This window comes from Paenarthrobacter sp. NPDC056912, assembly GCF_042786555.1.
GTDB lineage: Bacteria > Actinomycetota > Actinomycetes > Actinomycetales > Micrococcaceae > Arthrobacter.
Genome location: NZ_JBHUCD010000027.1, coordinates 40,373 through 64,048, shown reverse-complemented (window position 1 = coordinate 64,048; position 23,676 = coordinate 40,373). Strand labels below are relative to the sequence as shown.

The window sequence follows — 23,676 nt, the reverse complement described above, 5'->3', positions numbered from 1 at the left end:
CTTCCGCCGCCATCGGGAACAACCCGCGGTAGCCTCGCAGTATTTCCTCCATACTTTCCCGATTCTATGGGTGCGAACTACTCGTCCATCATTTCGGGAGTCACATTTGCCTCAGTACCCGGGATGCCGAGGTCCAGGGCACGCTTGTCGGCCATGGCCAGCAGGCGGCGGATCCTGCCCGCAATGGCGTCCTTGGTCATGGGCGGATCAGCGAGCCGTCCAAGTTCGTCCAGGCTGGCCTGCTTGTGGGCAACACGAAGCTCCCCTGCGTATTTCAGGTGGTCCGGGACGTCATCGCCGAGGATCTCCAGGGCACGGTCAACGCGTGCCCCCGCTGCCACCGCCGCCTGCGCCGAACGGCGGAGGTTGGCGTCGTCAAAGTTGGCCAACCTGTTGGCAGTCGCCCTGACTTCCTTGCGCATGCGCCTCTCCTCCCAGACCATGAGTGCGTCGTGGGCACCCATGCGGGTCAGGAGGGCTGCGATGGTATCGCCGTCACGGATCACCACGCGGTCGACGCCGCGGACTTCACGGGCCTTGGCCTGGATGCCCAATCGACGGGCCGCGCCGACGAGGGCCAGGGCCGACTCGGGGCCCGGACACGTTACTTCGAGGGAGGAAGAACGGCCAGGTTCCGTCAGCGAGCCATGAGCCAGGAATGCGCCCCGCCATACGGCCTCAGCATCGGCCGCGGAACCGTTCACAACCACGGACGGGAGGCCCCTCACAGGGCGGCCACGGCCGTCCAGCAGGCCGGTCTGGCGTGCGAGGGCTTCACCGTCCCTGACTACGCGGACAACATAGCGGCTCCCCCGGCGGAGCCCGCCGCCGGACACCACGATGATCTCGCTTTGGTGACCGTAGACTTCGGCGATAGCTGCCCTGAGCCGCCGTGCCGTGGACGCGAGGTCAACTTCTGCCTCAATGACGATTCGTCCAGAAATAATGTGCAAGCCGCCTGCAAAGCGGAGCATTGCTGAAACCTCGGCCTTGCGGACTGAAGATTTCTTGATGTCCAGCCGGGACAGTTCGTCCTTGACCGATGCGGTAAGTGCCATCGCGTATTCCTAACTGTTCCCGAAAATATCGTGGTACGCCGCTGCCAGAAGCAGTGGATCATGGACGGGGCGGCGCCTCGACGCCCCTACTCTACCCAACACCACTTCCGCGCCGATCATCCCGGCAGCCTTCTCGAAGGCCTTGAGGTCCTGGATTGCCGCCGGATCCGCCAGCACGACGTCGACACTGAACTCAGGGGCGTAACGGCGCAAAACGTCCAGATGGTCGGCCGCTGTCATGCCGGAGGTTTCCTTGGTTTCAACATCAAGGTTCATGGTCAGGCATCGCTTGGCGGCCGTGTCGCCGAGGGCTTGCCGGAGCTCCGGCAGCAGCAAATGCGGGAGCACCGACGTGTACCAGGACCCTGGACCCAGGATGACCCAGTCGGCCAGTTCAATGGCCGTGAGGGCCTCTGTGCATGCAGGAGCATCCTCTGGCAGGAGCTTCACGTCTTCGAGCTTTCCCGCCACGGCACACTTCGCCTGTCCGCGGACGGTCTGGAGTTCATGATCGCCCCCTGGCAAATCCACGCGCGCCTGGCCCTCAATGGTCAAGGGAACACTGGACATGGGAAGGACCTGGCCCCGGGCACCCAAGAGTGCGCCGGCCCACTTCAAGCCCGCCACGGTGTCTCCGAGCAGTTCCCACAGCGTGACAATGAGCAAATTGCCCATGGCGTGGTTGTCCAGGGAGCCGCCCTTTGCGGATCCTGCGTTGAACCGGTGCTGCATGACGTCGCGCCAGGTACGGCCCCAATCGGTATCGTCGCAGAGGGCGCTCAGGGCCATCCGCAGGTCACCGGGCGGGAGGACGCCGTACTCATCGCGGAGACGCCCGGAAGATCCGCCGTCGTCCGCTACTGTGACGATGGCTGTCAGCTCGGACGTGAGCAGGCGCAAAGCGGACAGTGATGCCGCGAGGCCGTGGCCGCCACCCAACGCAACCACCGAGGGGCTCTTGCCTTGCTGGCTGCCCGGGACGCCTTTCGGGGGGATCAGGGGCAGCGGGCCCGTCAGGACTCCCACTATTCGCGTCCCAAGTCGCGGTGGGTGGTGGTGACGGTCACCCGGGGGTACTGCGCCAGGCGCTTCGAAAGTTCGACGGCGACCGCTACCGAACGGTGCTTGCCTCCGGTGCAGCCTACGGCCAAGGTTGCGTAGTGCTTGTTTTCCTGGCGGTAGCCATCCAGGACAGGTTCCAAGGCGCGGACGTAGCGGTCCACGAACTCCTGGACGCCATCGGCTGCGAGAACGTAGTCGCTGACATCAGCGTCCAAGCCTGTGTGCGGCCGGAGCTGGGGAACCCAGTGCGGGTTGGGAATGAAACGTGCGTCCGCCACAAAGTTGGCATCCACGGGCAGTCCGTACTTGAAACCGAAGCTCATGACGTTGAGGCGGAGCGTTACCGGTCCGGTGTCGCTGAACAGCTCCGTAATGGCCGTCGCGAGGCCGTGGACGTTGAACTCAGAGGTGTCCAACACTACGTCGGCGTGTTCGCGCAGTTCCCTCAGGACCTCGCGTTCGATGCCGATGCCATCAAGGATCCTTCCACCGCCCTGCAACGGGTGCGGACGGCGGCCCTGCTCGAAACGGCGGACCAGGACATCGTCAGCGGCATCCAGGAAGAGGACCCGGAACGTAATGCCACTTGCGCTGAGCGCGCCCAAGGCCGTCTGGATATCCGTGAAGAGGTCCTTGCTGCGGACATCGACCACAACGGCCAGCTTGGGAATCGACTTGGGGGCGTGCGAGACGATCTCCGCCAACGTGCCCAGCATTTGGGGCGGAAGGTTGTCCACCACGTACCAGCCGTGGTCTTCCAAGGCATCAGAGGCAGTACTGCGGCCCGCCCCGGACATGCCGGTTACCACGAGCAGCTCCGCCTCCGGTGGCTTCACAGGCGTGAGGCCGTCCTGCTCTTTGCCGGACCCGGCCGTTGCCTCATCCATCAGTTGTCCCCGTTTCCTCGGAAGTGGTCATTGCAGCATGTGGTGCACGCCTGGCATAGGACGGCACGCGTGACCGGTGGCATTCGCTGTTGCCGCCACCGGCCAGGTTCTTACCCTAGCTAAGATTCAAGGATTTCGCCGGTGGTCATGTTCACGGCCGGGGCCGCTTCGTCAGCGTCGGCACTGGAGCCAAGGTGCTGCACCACGGCCGCCGCCAGGGCCGGTCCGATGCCCTTGGCCACGGTGAGCTCTTCCACGGACGCGGCCCGGATCTTCTTGAGGGATCCGAAGTGTGCCACCAAGGCCTTCCGCTTCGCCTCGCCCAAGCCCGGCACTCCGTCCAGGACGGACACCGTCATGGCTTTGCCGCGCTTCTGACGGTGGAACGTGATGGCGAAGCGGTGGGCTTCGTCGCGGATGCGCTGGAGCAGATACAGGCCCTGTGATGTCCGGGGCAGGATGACGGGGAAGTCGCTGTTGGGCAACCAGACTTCCTCGAGCCGCTTGGCCAGGCCCACCACGTAGACGTCGTCGATTCCCAGTTCCTCAAGGGCACGGGATGCTGCATTGACCTGCGGCTGTCCGCCGTCCACCACCACCAGGTTGGGCGGGTAGGCAAATTTTGCCTTGGGGGCCGGCATGGTGGGGTCCGACGGCGGCACTTCAGCGCCGCTGTCCGGAACCTTGCCGCCGCCGGCCCGCGTCGGATTGACGATTTCGCCGGAAACAACAGGAACCTGGGCGGCTTTGTCCGTCAGGTAATGCTTGAAACGCCGGGTCAGGACGTCGTGCATGGCAGCGGTGTCGTCCGTGGCGGCTGCACCCGTGATGGAGAACTTCCGGTAGTCGGACTTCTTGGGCAAGCCGTCCTCGACCACCACCATGGAGGCCACAACGTTGGTGCCTTGGACGTGGGAAATATCGAAGCACTCGATCCGCAGCAGTGGAACCGGGAGTTCGAGCGCCTCCTGGAGTTCCTGAAGTGCGATGGACCGGACTGTGATGTCCCCCGCGCGTCGGGTCTTGTGCAGCTTCAATGCTTGCTCGGCGTTCTCCCGGACCGTGGACATCAACGCGGCCTTGTCACCACGCTGGGGCACGCGGATGTCGACTTTGGCGCCGCGAAGTCCACCAAGCCATTCCGTCAGCTCAGCATGGTTGCTGGGGTTTTCCGGTACCAGGACCTCGCGCGGGATCCGGCCTTCAACTTCGCTGTCTTCCCCGTAAACCTGCTGCAGCAAGTGTTCGATGAGTTCCGGCGTCGTGGCGTCTTCCACTTTCTCCACTACCCAGCCGCGCTGGCCGCGGACCCGGCCGCCACGGACATGGAAAACCTGCACGGACGCTTCAAGTTCGTCGTCGTGCAAGGCGAAGATGTCAGCGTCGGTGTCTTCGGCCAGGACGACAGCGTTGCGTTCGAAGACCTTGCGCAGGGCGATGATGTCATCCCTGAGTCCGGCGGCGCGCTCGTAGTCGAGCTCAGCTACCGCCGCGGCCATGTCCTTTTCGAGCCGGTTCGTAAAGCGTTTGGCTTCGCCACCCATGAAGGAACAAAAATCCTCGGCCAAGACACGATGCTCGTCAGGGGTGACGCGGCCAACGCAGGGCGCGGAGCATTTGTCGATGTATCCCAGAAGACATGGGCGTCCACTGGCCTGTGCGCGCTTGAAGACTCCCCCGCTGCAACTGCGCACAGGGAAGACCCGAAGGAGCGTGTCCATGGTTTCGCGAATGGCGCCGGCTGTGTAGGGACCAAAATACCTGGTGCCCTTTTTCCGCTCGCCCCTCATGACCTGCACACGGGGGAACTTCTCCCCCATGGTGACCGCGAGATAGGGGTAGGTCTTGTCGTCCCGGAAGACTACGTTGAAGCGCGGTTTGAATTCCTTGATCCAGGTGTATTCAAGCTGCAACGATTCGAGTTCGCTGCCCACCACGGTCCACTCGACACTGCTCGCTGCGTGGACCATGGCATGGGTCTTGGGAAGAAGCCCTGCCGGGTTGGCGAAATACGAATTGAGCCTGGACCTGAGGTTCTTCGCCTTGCCCACGTAGATGACCCGGCCATGGGGGTCGCGGAAACGATAGACGCCCGGGGTCGTGGGAATCTCACCCGTTTGGGGCCGGTAACTTGCTGGATCTGCCACGTTTCCAGTCTAGTGAACCGGAACGACAACCAGCGCCATCGTGCTCACTGGCGGAGGCCGAAGGAACCCTTGAATCAGTCGACTGACTTGCTCTGGTTGTAGCTGGTGGACCGTTCCTGGCCGCTGAGTACGGCGATTGCGTCCATGATCTTGTCCGTGACTTCCCGCCGTGCCGGCAGGGAATGGTCCGGGCCCGTCTTGTCGAAATACAGGGGCTCCCCGACCTTCATGGTGAAGTGCTGGGGCCGGACGGCGTTCCTGCCCGCTGGCTGCAGTTTTTCGGTGCCGATCAGGCCCACGGGAATGACCGGGGCGCCAGTGGTCAGCGCCAGCCACCCGACGCCTGTCCGCCCGCGGTAAAGAATGCCGTCGCGGGACCTGGTCCCTTCGGGATAGATGCCGATTCCCTTGCCGGATTCGAGGATATCCAGGAGCGTCTTCAGCGCCTGCACGCTGGCCGCTTGCTCGCCGCGTTCCACAGGAATGGAGCCCACAGCTTCGAAGAACGACTTCATCACAGCGCCTTTGACGCCCTTGGTGGTGAAGTATTCGGCTTTGGCAAAGAAGGCGACGGGGCGTGGCATAAGTGCCTGGACAATCACGCTGTCCAGGAACGAAAGGTGATTAGGGGCCACAATGAAGGGACCATCCTGGGGAACATTCTCCAGACCGATGACCGTAGGACGGCACGTGGAAGAAATCAGTCCGCGGGTGGTCCACCGGATCGCATCAAAGACTGCCATCGTTTTGTACCTCGCTCAGGGCTGCCGCACGGACAGCGTCAAGTTCTTCAATTTTTGTGCGCAGCTCGAGCGCGGTGCTCACTACAGCCACTGCGCCGGCTTCCTCAAGTTCCCCTTCGGGCGCGAAACCCCAGGCGACACCGATGCAGTCCAGGCCGTTGGCCAGTGCCCCGACGACGTCCTGGTGCCTGTCGCCCACCATGACAGCCGGCTGGGAGTGAAGGTCTGCCAACGCCGCACCAACAATCTCCACCTTGCCCGGCGCCGTGTTGGCTGACATGGACTCGTCATCGGCGGCCCCACGAATGGAGACAAAGAAATCGGCAATTTTGTGGTGTTCCAGGACGAGCCGGGCAATGGCTTGCGGCTTCTGGGTGGCCACGGCAACGGGTCGGCCTGTTCCCGCGAAGTATTCGAGCAGTTCGAAGATGCCGGGGTACAGCTTGCTCTGGGCAATGCCGGTTTCCCGGTAATGGCGCCGGTATCGCTCGATGGCTTCATCGACCAATTCAGCCGGGACATCGGCTAAATGCAGCAGGGAATCGCTGAGTTTGGGGCCGACCATGGAATTCAATACGGCTTGTTCGGGGACAGGGAGGTCCATTTCGCGCAGGGCCGCGGAGATTCCTCCCGTGATACCGCCGGCTGGATCGACAAGGGTGCCGTCCAGATCGAATATTACGGGCACCGTTGTTTGAGTCACCGGGTTAGTTTCTCACGAGTAGCGGCATGCCTGAAACTCGCATGCCGCCACTGGAATACTTCAAGCGTCGCGAAGATATTCCGCTGACAGCCCTCAGCCGTCCTTGGATTGGCTAACCCAGAATCTCCGCCAAGAACGTTGCCGTATGGCTGTCGCTCGATTTGGCTACTTGTTCGGGGGTGCCGGTGGCAACAATCTTTCCGCCACCGGAACCACCGTTGGGGCCAAGGTCCACGATCCAGTCCGCCGACTTGATGACGTCCAGGTTGTGTTCGATGGTAATGACAGTGTTTCCCTTGTCCACCAGTCCCTGGAGGACCATCAGCAGCTTCCGGATGTCCTCGAAGTGCAGGCCGGTGGTGGGCTCGTCCAGAACGTAGATGCTGCGGCCGTTGGATCGCTTCTGAAGCTCAGCGGCGAGCTTGACGCGCTGGGCCTCGCCGCCGGACAGCGTGGTTGCGGGCTGCCCCAGGCGGACGTAGCCAAGGCCAACGTCCACCAAGGTGTTCAAATGACGTGCAATAGGGGTGAAGGCAGCAAAGAACTCCGCGCCTTCCTCGATGGGCATGTTGAGAACATCGGCGATGGTCTTGCCCTTGTAGTGGACCTCGAGTGTTTCCCTGTTGTACCGGGCACCGTGGCACACCTCGCACGGAACGTAGACGTCCGGCAGGAAGTTCATCTCGATCTTCAGGGTGCCATCGCCCGAGCAAGCCTCGCAGCGCCCGCCCTTGACGTTGAACGAGAACCTTCCGGGCAGGTATCCGCGGACCTTGGCCTCAGTGGTCTCGGCGAAAAGCTTTCGGATGTTGTCGAACACACCGGTGTACGTTGCGGGGTTGGAACGCGGTGTACGGCCGATGGGGCTTTGATCGACGTGAACCACCTTGTCCAGGTGCTCCAGTCCAGCCACCGTACGGTGGCGTCCGGCCACTTGCTTGGCCCCGTTGAGTTTGTTGGCCAGGACCTTGTAGAGGATCTCGTTCACCAGGGTGGACTTTCCAGATCCACTGACGCCTGTCACTGCCGTGAACAGCCCCAGGGGGAACGTGGCATCAACGTTGGTGAGGTTGTTCTCCCTCGCCCCCACAACCTTAAGTTCGCGCTTCTTGTCGTACTTGCGGCGCTTGGCAGGGATCTCAATCTTGCGTCGTCCGGACAGGTAGTCGCCCGTAAGGGAGTTCGTGTTCTCCAGAAGTTCCTTGTAGGTCCCGGAGTGCACCACCTGGCCGCCGTGTTCGCCTGCTCCGGGGCCAATGTCAACAATCCAGTCGGCCTCGTGAATGGTGTCTTCGTCGTGCTCCACCACGATCAGGGTGTTGCCGAGGTCCCGCAGGCGGGTCAGCGTCTCAATGAGCCGCCGGTTATCGCGCTGGTGAAGACCAATGGAGGGTTCATCCAAGACATAGAGGACACCCACCAGTCCCGAACCGATCTGGGTAGCCAGACGGATGCGCTGGGCTTCGCCACCGGACAACGTTCCCGAGGGACGCTCGAGGTTGAGGTACTCCAGGCCAACGTCCAGAAGGAAAGTCAGGCGGGCCTGGATCTCCTTCAGCACCTGGTTGGCGATCTGGGCTTCCCTGTTGGTGAGGGTAAGGCTGCCCAGGAACTCTGCGCACTCACGCATGGGCAGGGCAGCGACGGCGGCGATCGACTTCCCGTTGATAAGCACGGACAACGACGCGGGGTTCAGCCGCGCACCATTGCACTCAGGGCAAGGGATCTGGCGCATGTATTCTTCGTACCGGTCGCGGGCCCAATCGGAGTCGGTTTCTCCATGCTTCCGGTGGACATACTGGATGGCGCCTTCAAAGCCAGTGCTGTATTTGCGTTCGCGGCCAAAACGGTTCTTGTACTGGACAACAACCTTGTGGTCCTTGCCATGAAGCACCGTATTGCGGACGTCCTTGGGAAGTTTTTCCCACGATGTCTTCATGGAGAAGCCAAGTTCGTGGGCCAGGCCCTCCAGCAAACGGTTCCAGTACTCGGTGGTTGCCGTGCCCAGCGACCAAGGAGCGATGGCACCTTCCCCGAGCGACAGCTCCGGGTTGGGGACGATCAGTTCCTCGTCCACTTCCAGCTTGGTGCCGATACCGCTGCACGCGGAGCAGGCCCCGAAGGGGTTGTTGAACGAGAATGAGCGGGGCTCGATCTCATCAATGGCCAGGGGGTGCTCGTTGGGGCATGCCAGGTTTTCGGAGAACGCCCGGATACGGGCGGGGTCTTCCGCTTCCAGATCAACGAATTCGACCAGGACGCGGCCCTCTGCAAGGCCAAGCGCTGTTTCCACGGAGTCCGTGAGTCGCTGGCTGATGCCTTCCTTGACCACCAAGCGGTCTACGACAACCTCGATGGTGTGCTTGAACTGCTTGCCGAGTTTGGGGGCATCACTCAACTGGACCAGCTCGCCGTCCACGCGGGCCCTTGAGTAACCCTTGGCTGTCAGCTCCTTGAAGAGATCAACGAACTCACCCTTCCGACCACGGACCACGGGGGCGAGGACCTGGAAGCGCGTTCCCGACTCCAGTTCCAGAAGCTGGTCCACGATTTGCTGGGGTGTTTGCCTGGCGATGGGCTCGCCGCACACAGGACAGTGCGGACGGCCGACCCTGGCCCACAGCAACCGCATATAGTCGTAAATCTCGGTGATGGTGCCAACCGTGGAACGGGGATTCTTGCTGGTGGACTTTTGGTCGATGGACACTGCCGGCGACAGGCCCTCGATGAAATCGACATCCGGTTTGTCCACCTGGCCGAGGAACTGGCGTGCGTAAGCGGACAGCGATTCCACGTACCGGCGCTGGCCTTCGGCGAAGATGGTGTCGAACGCCAGCGACGACTTGCCGGAACCCGAGAGACCCGTGAAGACGATCATCGCGTCACGCGGGAGGTCCAGGTCAACGTTGCGCAGGTTGTGTTCCCGCGCACCCTTGACGACCAGCCGCGACAGATCAGGCTTGGCGGGCTTGGTGTCGGCAACGACGGAGACACTGTTCGGGGACTGGATGGCTGTATCTTCAGCTAAGGCTTTGGGCACCTACCAATGCTAATCGAAAACTTCTTCGAATTTCCATGTCCTGCCTCACATGCTACTGATCGGTATCAGTCTGCGTCGTATGCGGCAGCAAGAAGCTGGACGGCTTCGGCGAAGGAAGCCCCCTGCGCCTTCGCTGCAGCAGCATATTGGGCAGCAACTTCTGCCAAGGCACCCCAGCGGTCATCCCGCGCGCAGACAACCGTCCCGTTTCTTCCGCGGGTGGCAACCACACCTGCCGCTTCCAATTCTTTGTACGCACGGGCAACCGTGTGTGGCGCAACATCCAGCGCCCCGGCGAGGTTCCGGACCGGGGGCAGTTTGGCTCCTACGGCAAGAACGCCGGAATCGGCAAGCTCGATGATCCGCAGGCGCAATTGTTCAAAGAGGGCAACGGCGCTGTTGGTGTTAGGACGCCAACCGCCTGGGAACTCCCCCGAGACGGTCACGGGGAACACCGGCGCTTTGCCGGCGCCAAACGGGGCATGGGTTGCTCGAAACGTCCTTGGTCCATGCCGAGAATTAGACCAGCGACGCCGGGATGGGACAAGCCATCGCGGCGCACGAAGCAGATTGCTACGTGAAGCGAAGGGCCAGCCGCGCTCATTCGTTCTTGCGGGCTACGGCGAAAATGCGCCGGAACGGAAATACCGTGCCGTGGTTCGTGGCTGGATAGGCTTCGCGCAGCAGCGCGGAGTACTCGTCCTCGAATTCAGCGGCTTCCTCCGGTGACAGTGCCGCCAGAACCGGACGCAGTCCCGTTCCGCGCACCCATTCCAGAATAGGATTCGCTCCGGTAAGTACCTGCTGGTAGGTAGTCTCCCAAGCGTCGGCCTGGCAACCGGCGTCGAGCATGATGCCCAGGTAGTCCGCCGGGCTGCCCACCGCGTCGTCGTGCCGCAAGACCCCACCGAGCCGGGACTGCCACCGAGGGGAATCGGCGACCTCGCGCATCAAGGTGTGGGACGGTGAGGAGAAGTTGCCGGGTACTTGCAGGGCAAACCACGCACCTGGCCGCATTGCCCCAAGCCATCCGTGGAGCATCTCACGGTGGCCTGGAACCCACTGCAGGGCCGCGTTGGTCACCACAACGCCGGTGTCAGTGTCGGGCTGCCAGCCTGAGATGTCGCCATGCTCGAATTCCACTGTTGTGAACTGCCGTGCTTGGGGCTCTGCCTTGGCGAGCATTTCTGCTGAGGAGTCGATCCCGACAATCCGGGCGTCCGGCCAGCGGACGGCCAAGGTTGCGGTCAAATTTCCGGGCCCACAGCCAAGATCCACCACTTTCCGGGGTTCGTCTGCATGGATCCTCGCTACGAGGTCATGGAACGGCCGGTCCCGATGGTTGCCGAACTCCACGTATTTGGACGGATCCCACTTCACGAAAGCCTCCTCGCAGCTGGCCATATTGCTGGGCCGAGCCTAAACCGTCCGGGCACTAAGCTGGAAACCAATGAAACTTCTTGAACAGCTCCCCGGTTCCACCGCCACCGGTCCATTGGACCCGGACGAAATCTATACCCGGTTCGTTGAGTGGACAGAGAGCCGTGGGTTGCAGCTGTACCCCGCGCAGGATGAAGCGATCATGGAACTCGCCTCCGGTGCCAACGTCATCCTTGCCACTCCCACCGGTTCGGGCAAGTCCCTGGTGGCCATAGCCGCCCACTTTGAAGCGATGTCGCGGGGCCAGCGAAGCTACTACACCGCACCCATCAAGGCCCTGGTCTCGGAGAAATTCTTCGCCCTCTGCGATATCTTCGGCGCTGAGAACGTCGGCATGATCACGGGTGACTCCGGCGTAAACCAAGACGCCCCCATCATCTGCTGCACTGCCGAAATCCTGGCCAACATCGCACTGCGCGAAGGCCGGGGCGCCGAGCTTGGTTCCGTCATCATGGACGAGTTCCACTTCTACTCCGACCCCCAGCGCGGATGGGCCTGGCAAGTCCCCCTCCTGGAACTTCCGCAGGCGCAGTTCCTGCTGATGTCCGCAACCCTTGGCGACGTCAGCCGGTTCGAAACCGGCCTCACGGAACTGACTGGCCGCACCACCACTACGGTGAGCTCCGCCGAGCGCCCCATCCCGCTGCACTACTACTACCACCTCACCCCGGTCCACGAGACCCTTGAGGAGCTGCTGTCCACCAAACAGGTTCCCGTCTATGTGGTCCACTTCAGCCAGGCCGAGGCGATCGAACGCGCCCAAAACCTCATGAGCATCAATATGTGCAGCCGGGAGGAAAAGGACCGCATCGCGGAGCTGATCGCAGGGTTCCGCTTCGCGGCGGGATTCGGCAAAACCCTCAACAGGCTGGTCCGCCACGGTATTGGCGTACATCACGCCGGAATGCTGCCCAAGTACCGGCGGCTGGTGGAGCAACTCGCCCAAGCCGGCCTGCTGAAGGTTATCTGCGGTACGGACACACTCGGTGTCGGCATCAACGTTCCGATCCGCACGGTGCTGTTGACGGCCTTGAGCAAATACGACGGCGTACGCACGCGGGTGCTGAACTCGCGTGAGTTCCACCAGATTGCCGGACGCGCGGGCCGGGCGGGCTACGACACTGCCGGTACCGTGGTGGTTCAGGCTCCCGACCACGTCGTCGAAAATACCAAGGCCATGGCCAAGGCCACCGCCAAATTCGGCGACGACCAGAAGAAACTTCGCCAGGTGGTCAAGAAGAAGCCGCCAGAGGGCTTTGTGTCATGGGGTGAGCCCACGTTCAACCGGCTGGTGGAGTCAGTCCCGGATCCGTTGACATCCAGTTTCACCGTCACCCACGCCATGCTCCTGAACCTCATGGAGCGCCCCGGCGATCCTTTCCAGGCAACCCGCCGCCTGCTGAGCGAGAACCACGAAAACCGTGCGGCCCAACTGAAACTGATGAAGAAGGCCCTGGGCATCTATCGCGAGCTGTTGGCGGCAGGTGTGGTGGAGCGTATCCCGGAAGACCAGCAGGAAGCTGAAGGGCGTTCTGTCCGATTGACCGTTCATTTGCAGGCAAACTTCGCGCTGAACCAGCCTCTCTCACCGTTCGCCTTGGCCGCACTGGAACTGCTGGATCCGGAGTCCCCTTCGTATGCCTTGGACGTTGTCTCCGTCATCGAGGCAACGCTGGAGAAGCCGCGCCAGATCCTTTCGGCGCAGCAGAAGAAGGCCCGTGGCGAGGCCGTGGCCGCCATGAAGGCAGATGGCATCGAGTATGACCAGCGGATGGCCATGCTCGACGAAGTCACGTATCCCATGCCGCTCGCCGGCATTCTTGGTGAGGCTTTCGAGGTCTACCGTAAGGCCGCCCCGTGGGTGGGAGACTTTGAGCTGGCACCGAAGTCCATCATTCGCGATATGTACGAGCGCGCGATGAACTTTGGGGAGTTCGTCCAGTTCTACGGCCTGGCCCGATCCGAAGGAATTGTCCTGCGCTACTTGGCGGACGGCTTCCGGGCACTGCGGCAAACCGTTCCCCAGGACTCCCTCCGTGAGGACCTTGAAGACCTCATCGCGTGGTTGGGCGAACTGGTCCGCCAAGTGGACTCCAGCCTTTTGGACGAATGGGAGGAACTCACGTCCGGGCTTGCCCCGACACCGCACGACGCTCCCCCGCCCCCGCCGCCGTCGCTCACGTCCAACGTCCGCGCGTTCCGTGTGATGGTCCGCAACGAAATGTTCCGAAGGGTGGAACTGTTTGCCGACGAGGACTCCGCGGCTCTGGGCGAACTCGATGCCGACGCCGGCTGGGACGCCGGGCGATGGGAGGAAGTCCTGGACGACTACTTCGACGAACATGACGATATCGGCACCGGACCCGACGCCCGTGGACCGGGGTTGCTCATCATCACCGAGGAACCAGATACGTGGAAGGTCCGGCAGATCTTTGATGACCCTGCCCAAAATCATGACTGGGGCATCTCTGCCGAAGTGGATCTGCCGGCATCGGACGAGACCGGCACTGCCGTGGTCCGCGTGACGGACGTCAACAGGCTGTAAGCGACGGCGCCGTGGATTCCGTTCCTGACCTGAGCCGCAGCCTGCGGGGCATCGCTGCTTTGAGCCGCCAGCCGGTGGCTCCGGTTTCCGGCCCACGCCGCTGGTGGGGTGGTGCCCTGGACGTCGAGGGACTCGCGTTGGGATCGGTCCAGGCGGCAGCAACAGCGCTCAACGCCTTGACTGGTTCGGCGGGCATGTATTCCGTGGCGTCGGGGCCCACGGGAGCATCCTTCGACTCACTGAGCTACCTGCGCATCGACGGCCGCAAACCAGTCGGCTTTGCTCCGCTGTCCGGCTTCCGCCGCACCAAGAACGGCTGGATCCGCCTGCACGCCAACTACCCGCACCATGCCGGGCGTTTGTTGGAGGCGCTTTCCGTCCGCACTCCCGAGGACGTTGACGCTGCCCTTCTGGCGATGTCGTCCGAGGACGCCGAGGAAGTCATTACGGCCAAGAACGGAGCGGCGGCCGCAGTCCGGACACGGGACGAATGGTTGGGCACGCCCATGCACGAAACGGCGGGCAGTGGTCCTTGGATCAGCCTGTCCAGCCCGGTTGCGGCCGTATCCGGCACTGTTCGCGCGTCGGACTGGGTGCCGTCCGCGAATCCGCTCCGGCCCTTGGACGGATTGCGCGTCCTCGACCTGACACGAGTGATAGCCGGCCCCACGGCCACACGCCTGATGGGCGCTTTGGGTGCCGACGTCCTGCGTATTGACCCGCCAGGAATTCCGGAACTGACGGACGTATTCGTCGACGCCGGGTTCGACAAACGCAGCGGCGAGGCCGACCTCGGCAAAGCTGACGCCCTGGAGGCTGTCACGCACCTGGCCGCAACTGCCGACGTCGTCATCACCGGATACCGCGACGGCGCCCTGGACCGTTTTGGCCTCAGTCCCGGGTCGCTGTTGGCCCTGAGGCCGGACCTTGTGGTGCTGACGTTGAATGCCTGGGGTAACAGTGGACAGTGGCGGGGCCGACGTGGCTTCGACAGCCTTGTGCAGGCGGCCTGCGGAATAGCCGATCACTATGGGCATCGCGATCACGAGGGCTGGAAGCCTGGCGCGCTGCCCGTCCAAGCACTGGATCACGCCACCGGGTATGGCCTCGCGGCTGCAGCCATCGCCTTATTGGCCGAACGGCTCAGCAGCGGGTCCGGCGGCGCGGCCAGACTCTCGTTGGCGCGCACGGCCGAGGAGTTGTTCCGCCTGCCCGCGGACCCCCGCTCCCAGCATGCCGTCCCCCTCCGCGAGCCGAATTACCACCAGGTGGATAGCCCTTACGGCACACTCAGGTTTGTCGGGCTGCCCATTCTCGCCGACGGATCGCAGATCACCTTCACGGAAGCACCTGTCCGCTACGGAATGTCGGCGCTCACGTGGCGTTAAAGTGGTTGGGCTGCCCCTAGTAAGCTCGGAGGCATGAGTGTAATTCGCCCCGCCACCGCCGACGACGTCCACGCAATCCTGCGTATGATCCACGATCTTGCGATCTACGAGAAGGAACCGGACGCCGTCAAGAACACCCCTGAAATGCTCAAGGAGGTGCTCTTTGGCCAGAACCCCCGCGTGTATGCGACCATCGCTGAGAACGCATCGGGCACTGTGCAGGGTTTTGCGCTGTGGTTCCTGAATTACTCCACGTGGGAAGGCGTCCACGGTATCTACCTGGAGGACCTCTACGTGGTTCCGGATGCGCGTGGCGAGGGCCACGGCAAGGCGCTGCTCCAGCATCTGGCTGCGACCGCCGTCGAACGTGGTTATGCGAGGGTCGAGTGGAGCGTCCTGAACTGGAACGAACCGTCCATCAACTTCTACAAGAGCCTCGGCGCTTTCCCGATGGAAGAGTGGTCCACCTTCCGGTTGACCGGCGATGCCCTGGAGGCTTTCGGCTCCACCGCAGGCGACTCCCGTCAGGCCCTGGCCCGTGGGTGAACAGCACAGCACCCGCGCGCGCCACGAATTCCGCGGCCTCCGCACCGTCGAGCACTACTTCACGGTTCCGCTGGTCCATGGCACCGAAGCGGCTGGGGAAGAAAGCAGTTCGGGTGAAACCATCACGGTCTTCGCCCGCGAGTATTCGTCAACGGAGCATTCGGTGGAGAATGCCGCCAAGCTTCCCTGGCTGCTCTTCCTGCAGGGCGGACCCGGCGGCCGAGGGAATCGGGTCACGTCGCTCTCAGGTTGGATGAAGGCAGCTGCCAAGGATTTCCGCATCCTGATGCTTGACCAGCGCGGTACGGGATTGTCCACGCCGGTTGAACCCCTGTCGTTGGAACTTCGGGGTGATGCTGCAGCCCAAGCAGAGTACCTGACGCACTTCCGCGCAGATTCCATCGTGGCCGACGCCGAGCTCATCCGGAACGTCCTGGGTTCCGCGCCTTGGTCCGTCCTTGGGCAGAGCTTCGGCGGCTTCTGCGCTTTGACGTACCTGTCGTTCGCGCCGGGCGGACTACGTGAAGTCATGATCACCGGAGGGTTGGCTCCCCTCCACGGACATCCTGACCGCGTCTACCGCGCTACCTTCCGCCGAGTCGCCGCGCGGAACGCAGAGTACTTCTCCTGGTATCCGGAAGACCGGGAACTGGTCACACGGATTGCCCGCCACCTGGAGCAGCAGCCTGAGTTCCTGGCCAGCGGCGAACAGCTCACCACCGAGCGCTTCCAAATGGTGGGTTCGTTCCTGGGCGGCAACACCCGCGTTGATGCCCTGCATTACCTGCTGGAGGACGCCTTCATCGAGACGGCTTCCGGAGAACGGTTGTCGGAGACCTTCCTGGAGCAGGTACGTGGACTGGTCAGCCGCGCCGCCAACCCGCTCTATGCGGTGCTGCACGAATCGATCTACGGCCAAGGTGAGCCAAGCAACTGGGCGGCCTGGCGCGTGCTGGACGAATTTCCAGAGTTCAAGCCCGAAGCCACAGAGCCGCTGCTCACGGGCGAAATGGTGTATCCGTGGTACTTCGATCAAGACCCGGCCCTTGCACCGCTCCGCGACGTCGCCGAGTTGCTGGCTGCCAAGAAAGACTGGAAGCCGCTCTACGACACCACCAGGCTCTCCATCAACACTGTTCCCGTTGCGGCGGCAGTGTACAAGGACGATATCTACGTGGACCACGATCTTTCACTCGAAACTGCCGCGGCCGTCCGGGGGCTGCAGCCGTGGGTCACCACTGATTTCCACCACGATGGTATCGGGGAAGACGGAGAAGGCATTTTCCGACGACTCTTCGGGATGGTCCGCGGTAACCGTTAAACCTGACCGTATCTGAGTAGCGGCGGGGGCCCTTCTGAGCTTGCAGAAGGGCCCCTTCTGCTACTTTCTTGGGCGACGACCGCGGGCGGCTGCGGTCACCGCCAGGACGAGCACCGCTGCTGCCAACGCGCTGGAGGCGAGATTGAGCCCCTGGTAGCCGATCCAGGCGAGCAGCAGTCCGGAGGTCGCTCCCCCGACTGCCCCTGCGGCACCCATGAGCGTATCCGAGACACCTTGGACCGTGACCCGGTCATCCTGGGCGACGCTCTCTGCCAGCAACGTTGATCCCGCGATGGTGGCAGCCGACCAGCCAAGGCCCAGGAGAATCAATCCCGCAGTGACCAGCGCAGTCTCATGCTGGCCGAATCCTGCGACAAACACCGCGACCAGAAGCAGTCCATGACCCAGGGCAATGGTCTGCAGCCGGCCCGCCTTGTCGGTCAGCCACCCCCACAGCGGCGACAGGGCGAACATCCCTGCGATATGGAGCGAGATCGTGACTCCGATAATTACCAGGGCGTCAGTGCTGTCCGTCGTTCCGCCATGGTGGCCGCTGTGGCTTCCACCCACCAATTGCTGGAGGTGCAGGGGCGTCATGGACATGATCGCCACCATGACTCCGTGGGCAGCAACCACCGCTGCCAAGGCAAGCTGGGCCCGTGGCGAGGACCGGACTGCGCGCAGGCCGGACCTGATGGTGCCCCGTACCGGTGGATTGCTGTCATTACCCGCGGCTGAGAGGCCTGCAGCCAAACGGCGGGCCAACAGAAGCGGATCCGGCCTTAGCCCTATGTACAGCAGTGCGGCCGCCAACAGCAGCCCCGCCACTGAGAACACGAACGGGCCCGCTATGAGCGGTAGTCCGAGCGCCGCGCCAACGGCCGCCCCGGGCTGGATCAGGTTTGGTCCGGCGACCGCACCAATGGTGATTGCCCAAACCACCGTAGACAGCGACCGACCGCGGTGCTCCGGTTCAGCGAGGTCGACGGCGGCGAATCGCGCCTGGAGATTGGCGGCGGTACCCAGACCCAGGAAAGCCGCCCCGAGCAACAGCAACAGGAACGACTGGGCCGTCACTGAGGCAATGATGAGAAGCGCTCCGAGCATGGCCGCGAGCAGACCCGTCACAAGCCCAACGCGGCGTCCCCGTGCCTCGGCCAATCTGGCGAGGGGCAGTGCCGCGACGGCCGCCGCCAGCGTCAAGACCGTGGTGATGGAGCCGGCCCAGGCTTCGGAGCCAGACAAGTCGACGGCAAGGAGCGAGCCTATGGACAAAGTGGCGCCGTTGCCGATTCCGCTGAGGAGCTGGGCGGAACCAAGAAGGAAAACAGTACGGCGCTGAACCCGTTGGGGGTCCAGCGCCGTAGTTGAGGTGGTAGTCACTTGACGAGACTACAACGTTCGAAGAGTAGTTACTCTGCCTCGGTGAGGCTCTTCTTTGCGTCTTCTTCCAGGCGGGCGTCCAGCTTGGACTGGCGCGCGGCCGGGCTCAAGAGGCTCGCCACAACCGCCACGATGATGGTGCCGACAATGACAGCCAAGGAAACGTAGGTGGGAATCTCGGGAGCCCACTCAATGTGCTGGCCGTTGTTGATGAACGGCAACTCGTTGACGTGCATGGCATGGAGGACAAGCTTGACGCCGATGAAAGCGAGAATGACCGATAGTGCGTGCTTCAGGTAGATCAAACGCGTCATGAGTCCGCCGAGGAGGAAGTACAGCTGGCGCAGGCCCATCAAGGCAAAGATGTTCGCGGTGAACACAATGAAGGCACTCTGCGTCAGGCCGAAGATCGCGGGGATGGAGTCCACGGCAAACAGGAGGTCGGTCAGGCCGATCGTCACGAAGACGATGAGCATGGGGGTGAAGACCTTCCTGCCGTCCACCACGGTTCGGATCTTGCCGCCGTCGAACTTCTCGGACATCGGCAGGACCTTGCGGAGGCGGGCCACCAGCGGGTTCTCCGCGCCCTCTTCCTCATCCTCGCCGGAATCCTTGGCTTGTTTCCATGCCGTCCAGAGCAGGAAGGCGCCGAAGATGTAGAAGACCCAGCTGAACTGCTCAATGACCACGGCACCAAGGGCGATGAAGATGCCACGGAGGATCAGCGCGATGATGATGCCCACCATCAGGACTTCCTGCTGGTACTTACGGGGCACCGAGAAGCGGGCCATGATGATGATGAAGACAAACAGGTTGTCGATGCTCAGGCTGTACTCAGTGACCCAGCCGGCGATGAATTGACCGCCGTATTCGGGCCCGGCGAAGGCGAACATCGCAACTGCGAAGAGGAGGGCCAACGCTACATAGAAGCCGACCCACAGGCCGGCCTCTTTCATGGAAGGTTCGTGGGGACGCTTGACGACCAACAAGAGGTCGATTAGCAGGATGATTCCGAGGACGACAAAAGAGCCGACCTCAAACCAGACGGGAAGCTGCATCAAAAATGCCTTTCGCAGGGTATGGGAAAGCGGTGTAAGTCTCTCCGGCCTGCCAGGTGCGGTGAATGCGAATGTGGCGGCCCGCTAGATCCGGCGAGGCATCTGTGCCTTGCGTGCTGACGGACGTAGCGCTTGGGATACTCCCCTACGTGACCTCAACCTTACCTTAGGCGTGCCCGGCGGCCTGCATTTGACGCAATTCCTTCTTCAATTCCCCTACTTCGTCACGGATCCTGGCGGCGACCTCGAATTGCAGCTCGGCGGCCGCCCCGTGCATCTGTTCGGTGAGTTGCTCGATGAGGCCCACCAGGTCTTCAGCGGGGGCCGCGGCCAGGCCATCCCTCCTGACAGTGACCGCACCCTTGGCCGCCGATTTTCCGCGTTTGGCGCCCTTGGCCAGCCGGTTGTTATTGAGCAGCTCCTGAGTGTCCGCGTCTTCTTTCGCCAGCTGGTCCGTGATGTCCGCGATCTTCTTCCGCAGCGGTTGGGGATCGATGCCGTTGTCCGTGTTGTACTTCACCTGGATGGCACGGCGCCGGTTGGTTTCCTCAATGGCATGGGCCATGGAATCCGTAATCCTGTCCGCGTACATGTGGACCTGCCCCGAGACGTTACGGGCGGCGCGGCCAATGGTCTGGATGAGGGAGGTTGAGGAACGCAGGAAGCCTTCCTTGTCAGCGTCCAAGATGCTCACCAAGGAAACCTCGGGAAGGTCGAGGCCTTCCCGGAGCAGGTTGATACCCACAAGGACGTCGAAGACGCCCATCCGGAGTTCGCGGAGCAGTTCAACGCGCCTGAGCGTGTCAACGTCCGAGTGCAAATACTCCACTTTGACGCCGTGGCCCACCAGATAATCAGTGAGGTCCTCGGCCATCCGCTTGGTCAAGGTGGTGACCAGTACGCGCTCATTCTTTGCCGTCCGGGTCTTGATCTCTCCCAGCAGATCGTCGATCTGGCCCTTGGTGGGCTTCACCACCACCTCGGGATCGATGAGCCCGGTAGGCCTGATGATCTGTTGCACAAAGCCATCGGCCTTGCCGAGCTCGTACTTCCCGGGTGTAGCCGACAGGTAGACGGTCTGTCCCACGCGTTCGAGGAACTCGTCCCACTTGAGCGGACGGTTGTCCATGGCCGACGGCAGGCGGAAGCCAAAGTCCACGAGGTTCCGCTTGCGGGACATATCACCCTCGTACATAGCGCCGATCTGCGGCACAGTGACGTGGGATTCGTCGATCACCAGGAGGAAGTCGTCCGGGAAATAGTCAATGAGGCAGTGCGGAGCAGTGCCGCGGGCACGGCCGTCAATATGTGACGAGTAATTCTCGATGCCGTTGCAGAAGCCCATTTGCTGCATCATCTCGAGATCGTAGGTAGTGCGCATCCGGAGGCGCTGTGCCTCCACCAGCTTGTTCTGGCTTTCCAGGACCTTGAGTCGCTCAGCAAGTTCGTCCTCGATCCGCGTAATAGCCCTGGCCATCCGTTCGGGCCCGGCCACGTAGTGCGACGCGGGGAACACATACATCTCCTCTTCATCCCGGATGACCTCGCCGGTCAGCGGATGCAAGGTGTGGATGTTTTCGATCTCATCGCCGAAGAACTCGATGCGGATGGCCAGTTCCTCGTACATCGGGATGATTTCAACGGTGTCGCCCCGGACCCGGAACGTGCCCCGGTGGAAGTCCATGTCATTTCGTGCGTACTGCATGGCAACGAACTTACGCAGGAGGTCGTCACGATTCATCTCCGCCCCCTTGCGGAGCGTGACCATTCCGGCAATGTATTCTTCCGGCGTGCCCAAGCCGTAGATGCAGGACACCGTGGCCACTACGATGACGTCGCGGCGGGTCAGCAAGGCATTGGTGGCAGAGTGGCGGAGCCGTTCGACTTCCTCGTTGATGGAGGAGTCCTTCTCGATGAAGGTGTCCGTCTGCGCTACGTATGCCTCAGGCTGGTAGTAGTCGTAATAGGAAACGAAATACTCCACTGCGTTGTTCGGCAGCAGTTCCCGGAACTCGTTGGCCAGCTGCGCAGCGAGAGTTTTGTTCTGCACCATGACCAGCGTGGGGCGCTGTACCTGTTCAATGAGCCAAGCCGTGGTGGCGCTCTTGCCGGTACCGGTGGCGCCAAGCAGGACGACATCCTTCTCACCGTTGTTGATGCGTTCCGTCAGGTCGGCGATAGCGGCAGGCTGGTCGCCGGCAGGTTTGAACTCACTGATCACTTCGAAGGGGGCGACGACACGGTTGATTTCCTGGGCAAGGCTCATGAAACAAATCTACCCCTGCCCACGGACAGCTACTGTCCGCTTTAGCGGGCAGCGGACGACGAATACGACGGCGGCTGCCAGCCTGTGCGGTTTGCCCATTCATCCATGAGGGGCCAGGCGACTTCGGTGAACCATGGCTCTTTGGCATCGGCATAGGCGGCAGTGCCGGGATCTCCCGCGTGCTGCTCGGCGAGCTGTTGTTTATGCGCCTCGTACAGCGCACGTGCGGACTCCTCCCCCCGCAACCAATCACGGAAAAGCAACGCATAGCGCCAGCCCGGCGAGCCGGCAACACGAACATGCAGGTTTACTGCCCTCCCGGGGTCAGCGTTGGCGTGGAAGCGTTTCTGCCATTGAGAGTCGTCAGGATGGGTTGGTTTTGGAGTGTCCTGGTTGACTCCGGGAACGGGAGGGAAGCCCGCTCGCGCCAGGAGGGGTGCAATCTGGTCTGCCACCTCAAGATCTCTGACGGTGAGCTGCAGGTCTATCACATCCTTCGCCGCCAGCCCTGGCACCGACGTTGAACCGATGTGGTCCACTGCCAGGACGTTCCCGGGAGTTGCCGCCATGATGCGGCCGGCGAGCCGTTCGGCCACGCGGGGCCAGTCCGACGAGGACCCCACCAGGACAGGACCAGCTTTCCGCGCGGCCCTGGCACCCCGGCTGAGGTAGTCCGCGAACGGAACCAATCGCTGCGTCCACAGGGAGTCAACCCTGGCGAGCAACTCCGCCCGGTCTCCGTCGTTGGCCAAGATAACGTCCGCGGCGGCGTTGCGCTCGTCGCGGCCGGCTTGTGCAGCCATGCGGGAGCGGGCCTCCTCCGGCGTCATGCCCCGGTGCTCCACCATGCGTTGGACACGGACATCATCCGGTGCGTCCACCACCACTACCAGATGGAAATTTGCTCCCTGTCCGGTTTCCACGAGGAGCGGGATGTCCTGCACCACAATGTCACCTGTGGCCGCCCCCGACACGATTGCGGCGGCTGCCTCACGAACCAAGGGATGGATAATGCCGTTGAGCACTGACCGTTTGGATGGGTCCTGGAACACGATGGCGCCCAGGGCGGCCCGATCGAGCCGGCCATCCGGGGCAATGATGCCGGATCCGAAGGCCTCCACGACACGCTCCAAGCCAGGGGTGCCAGGCTCTACCACTTGCCGCGCAAGGAGGTCAGCATCGACAAGCACTGCCCCCAATTCCTGCAATCTGGATGCCACCAGCGATTTTCCTGAGGCGATGCCGCCCGTCAGCCCGATCTTCAACACCCCTCCACACTAAACTGAAGCGGTGGAAATTGAGGACGACAGCCAAGCGAACACCTACACGACGCTCGCGGCCGGCCCTGATTTCCGCCATGAACTGGAGATCCGCCGTTCGCGGTTCATCACAGTCCTCCGGCGTTCGCCGGATGAGGGTGCGGCCCGTTCGCTGGCTGCGGACCTGAGGCGGGAATTCCACGATGCACGCCACCATTGCTCGGCGTTCGTCATTGGACCAGACCGGATGATCCAACGCTCAAGTGACGACGGTGAACCTTCGGGCACCGCGGGCATCCCCATGTTGGAATCCCTCACTAAGCGTGAGACGACACCAGGGGTGACGGACCTTAGCGACGTGAGCGTCGTCGTCGTGCGCTATTTTGGCGGGATCCTGCTGGGTGCCGGCGGCCTGGTCCGGGCCTACTCCGAATCGGTGTCGGCCGCATTGGATCTTTCGACGTTGGTGCAGCGCCGCCGGTTGCGGCTTTGCGCACTTGATGTTCCGCACGCGGACTCCGGACGCGTGGAAAACGAACTCCGCAGTGCCGGGTTCGTGATGGCCGGGACGGCCTACGGACCGCAGCACGTTGTGCTGACGGTAGCCCTGCGGGACGAGCCGGCGGACCTCGCCGAAGCACACGCCCGTGTTGCCGCCATGACCGCCGGCAAGACAGAGCTGCGGCTGGAGGGAACCGAATGGATAGACGTCCCGTTCTAACTGGTCGCTGAGCTCCTCGCTGTCGCCGCACGCGCTCCCGCCCGCCGCACCAGTCCTAACTGGCGCGAACGGCGGAAAGGGGTGCGGAGTCTGCCGGAGCGGCAACACC

18 protein-coding genes are annotated in these 23,676 nt (G+C 62.7%); 5 read left to right on the top strand and 13 right to left on the bottom strand.

The window, feature by feature from the left end; translation table 11 throughout:
- Positions 1 to 77: 77 nt before the first annotated feature.
- The 9 genes from whiA to ACFRJ9_RS22020 form a co-directional block, all read right to left on the bottom strand.
- Positions 78 to 1,058 (bottom strand): DNA-binding protein WhiA, encoded by a 981-nt coding sequence (gene whiA, locus ACFRJ9_RS22060; RefSeq protein WP_018777554.1) that lies wholly within the window; start codon positions 1,056 to 1,058, stop codon positions 78 to 80.
- Positions 1,059 to 1,067: 9 nt separating this feature from the next.
- On the bottom strand, positions 1,068 to 2,084 hold the full coding sequence (gene yvcK, locus ACFRJ9_RS22055) for a uridine diphosphate-N-acetylglucosamine-binding protein YvcK (protein ID WP_377672543.1): 1,017 nt from the start codon (positions 2,082 to 2,084) through the stop codon (positions 1,068 to 1,070).
- Positions 2,084 to 3,007, bottom strand: a complete 924-nt coding sequence (rapZ, locus tag ACFRJ9_RS22050) for an RNase adapter RapZ (RefSeq protein ID WP_377672541.1) — start codon at positions 3,005 to 3,007, stop codon at positions 2,084 to 2,086. The genes yvcK and rapZ overlap by 1 nt, the downstream gene beginning before the upstream one ends.
- Positions 3,008 to 3,126: 119 nt before the next feature.
- Entirely contained in the window at positions 3,127 to 5,154 is a 2,028-nt protein-coding gene (gene uvrC / locus ACFRJ9_RS22045; protein ID WP_377672539.1) for an excinuclease ABC subunit UvrC, read from the bottom strand.
- A 74-nt stretch (positions 5,155 to 5,228) separates the two neighbouring features.
- Positions 5,229 to 5,897 (bottom strand): lysophospholipid acyltransferase family protein, encoded by a 669-nt coding sequence (locus tag ACFRJ9_RS22040; RefSeq protein ID WP_377672537.1) that lies wholly within the window; start codon positions 5,895 to 5,897, stop codon positions 5,229 to 5,231.
- Complete coding sequence (locus tag ACFRJ9_RS22035) at positions 5,884 to 6,600, bottom strand: HAD hydrolase-like protein (RefSeq protein WP_377672535.1); 717 nt, start codon at positions 6,598 to 6,600, stop codon at positions 5,884 to 5,886. The genes ACFRJ9_RS22040 and ACFRJ9_RS22035 overlap by 14 nt, the downstream gene beginning before the upstream one ends.
- A gap of 112 nt (positions 6,601 to 6,712) precedes the next feature.
- Entirely contained in the window at positions 6,713 to 9,640 is a 2,928-nt protein-coding gene (gene uvrA / locus ACFRJ9_RS22030; RefSeq protein WP_377672532.1) for an excinuclease ABC subunit UvrA, read from the bottom strand.
- 65 nt (positions 9,641 to 9,705) lie between these two features.
- Positions 9,706 to 10,086: a GntR family transcriptional regulator gene (locus tag ACFRJ9_RS22025; RefSeq protein ID WP_377672530.1), complete on the bottom strand. Its 381-nt coding sequence runs from the start codon at positions 10,084 to 10,086 to the stop codon at positions 9,706 to 9,708.
- Between the two features lie 154 nt (positions 10,087 to 10,240).
- Entirely contained in the window at positions 10,241 to 11,020 is a 780-nt protein-coding gene (locus ACFRJ9_RS22020; RefSeq protein ID WP_377672528.1) for a trans-aconitate 2-methyltransferase, read from the bottom strand.
- A 70-nt stretch (positions 11,021 to 11,090) separates the two neighbouring features.
- Here ACFRJ9_RS22020 and ACFRJ9_RS22015 point away from each other — a divergent pair, with 70 nt between their 5' ends.
- The 4 genes from ACFRJ9_RS22015 to ACFRJ9_RS22000 are packed head-to-tail and all read left to right on the top strand — an operon-like array spanning position 11,091 to position 16,880.
- Positions 11,091 to 13,625, top strand: coding sequence for a DEAD/DEAH box helicase (locus ACFRJ9_RS22015; protein WP_377672526.1), 2,535 nt, complete (start codon positions 11,091 to 11,093; stop codon positions 13,623 to 13,625).
- Between the two features lie 11 nt (positions 13,626 to 13,636).
- Complete coding sequence (locus tag ACFRJ9_RS22010; protein ID WP_377672523.1) at positions 13,637 to 15,013, top strand: CoA transferase; 1,377 nt, start codon at positions 13,637 to 13,639, stop codon at positions 15,011 to 15,013.
- Between the two features lie 33 nt (positions 15,014 to 15,046).
- Positions 15,047 to 15,559 (top strand): GNAT family N-acetyltransferase, encoded by a 513-nt coding sequence (locus tag ACFRJ9_RS22005; RefSeq protein ID WP_377672521.1) that lies wholly within the window; start codon positions 15,047 to 15,049, stop codon positions 15,557 to 15,559.
- Entirely contained in the window at positions 15,552 to 16,880 is a 1,329-nt protein-coding gene (locus ACFRJ9_RS22000; protein WP_377672519.1) for an alpha/beta fold hydrolase, read from the top strand. The genes ACFRJ9_RS22005 and ACFRJ9_RS22000 overlap by 8 nt, the downstream gene beginning before the upstream one ends.
- A 60-nt stretch (positions 16,881 to 16,940) precedes the next feature.
- On the opposite strand, the gene ACFRJ9_RS21995 is transcribed toward ACFRJ9_RS22000, so the two are convergent.
- The 4 genes from ACFRJ9_RS21995 to coaE form a co-directional block, all read right to left on the bottom strand.
- Positions 16,941 to 18,263, bottom strand: a complete 1,323-nt coding sequence (locus ACFRJ9_RS21995; RefSeq protein ID WP_377672517.1) for an MFS transporter — start codon at positions 18,261 to 18,263, stop codon at positions 16,941 to 16,943.
- A 29-nt stretch (positions 18,264 to 18,292) separates the two neighbouring features.
- Positions 18,293 to 19,321, bottom strand: a complete 1,029-nt coding sequence (locus ACFRJ9_RS21990; RefSeq protein WP_377672515.1) for a TerC family protein — start codon at positions 19,319 to 19,321, stop codon at positions 18,293 to 18,295.
- A gap of 166 nt (positions 19,322 to 19,487) precedes the next feature.
- Positions 19,488 to 21,587 carry an excinuclease ABC subunit UvrB gene (gene uvrB, locus ACFRJ9_RS21985; RefSeq protein WP_377672512.1) on the bottom strand — a complete coding sequence of 700 codons (2,100 nt, stop codon included), beginning with the start codon at positions 21,585 to 21,587 and terminating at the stop codon, positions 19,488 to 19,490.
- Between the two features lie 41 nt (positions 21,588 to 21,628).
- On the bottom strand, positions 21,629 to 22,855 hold the full coding sequence (gene coaE, locus ACFRJ9_RS21980; protein ID WP_377672509.1) for a dephospho-CoA kinase: 1,227 nt from the start codon (positions 22,853 to 22,855) through the stop codon (positions 21,629 to 21,631).
- A gap of 22 nt (positions 22,856 to 22,877) precedes the next feature.
- Here coaE and ACFRJ9_RS21975 point away from each other — a divergent pair, with 22 nt between their 5' ends.
- The gene (locus ACFRJ9_RS21975) at positions 22,878 to 23,567 is read left to right on the top strand and encodes an IMPACT family protein (protein WP_377672507.1); all 690 of its coding nucleotides are present in this window, start codon (positions 22,878 to 22,880) and stop codon (positions 23,565 to 23,567) included.
- The last annotated feature ends 109 nt before the right edge of the window (positions 23,568 to 23,676 follow it).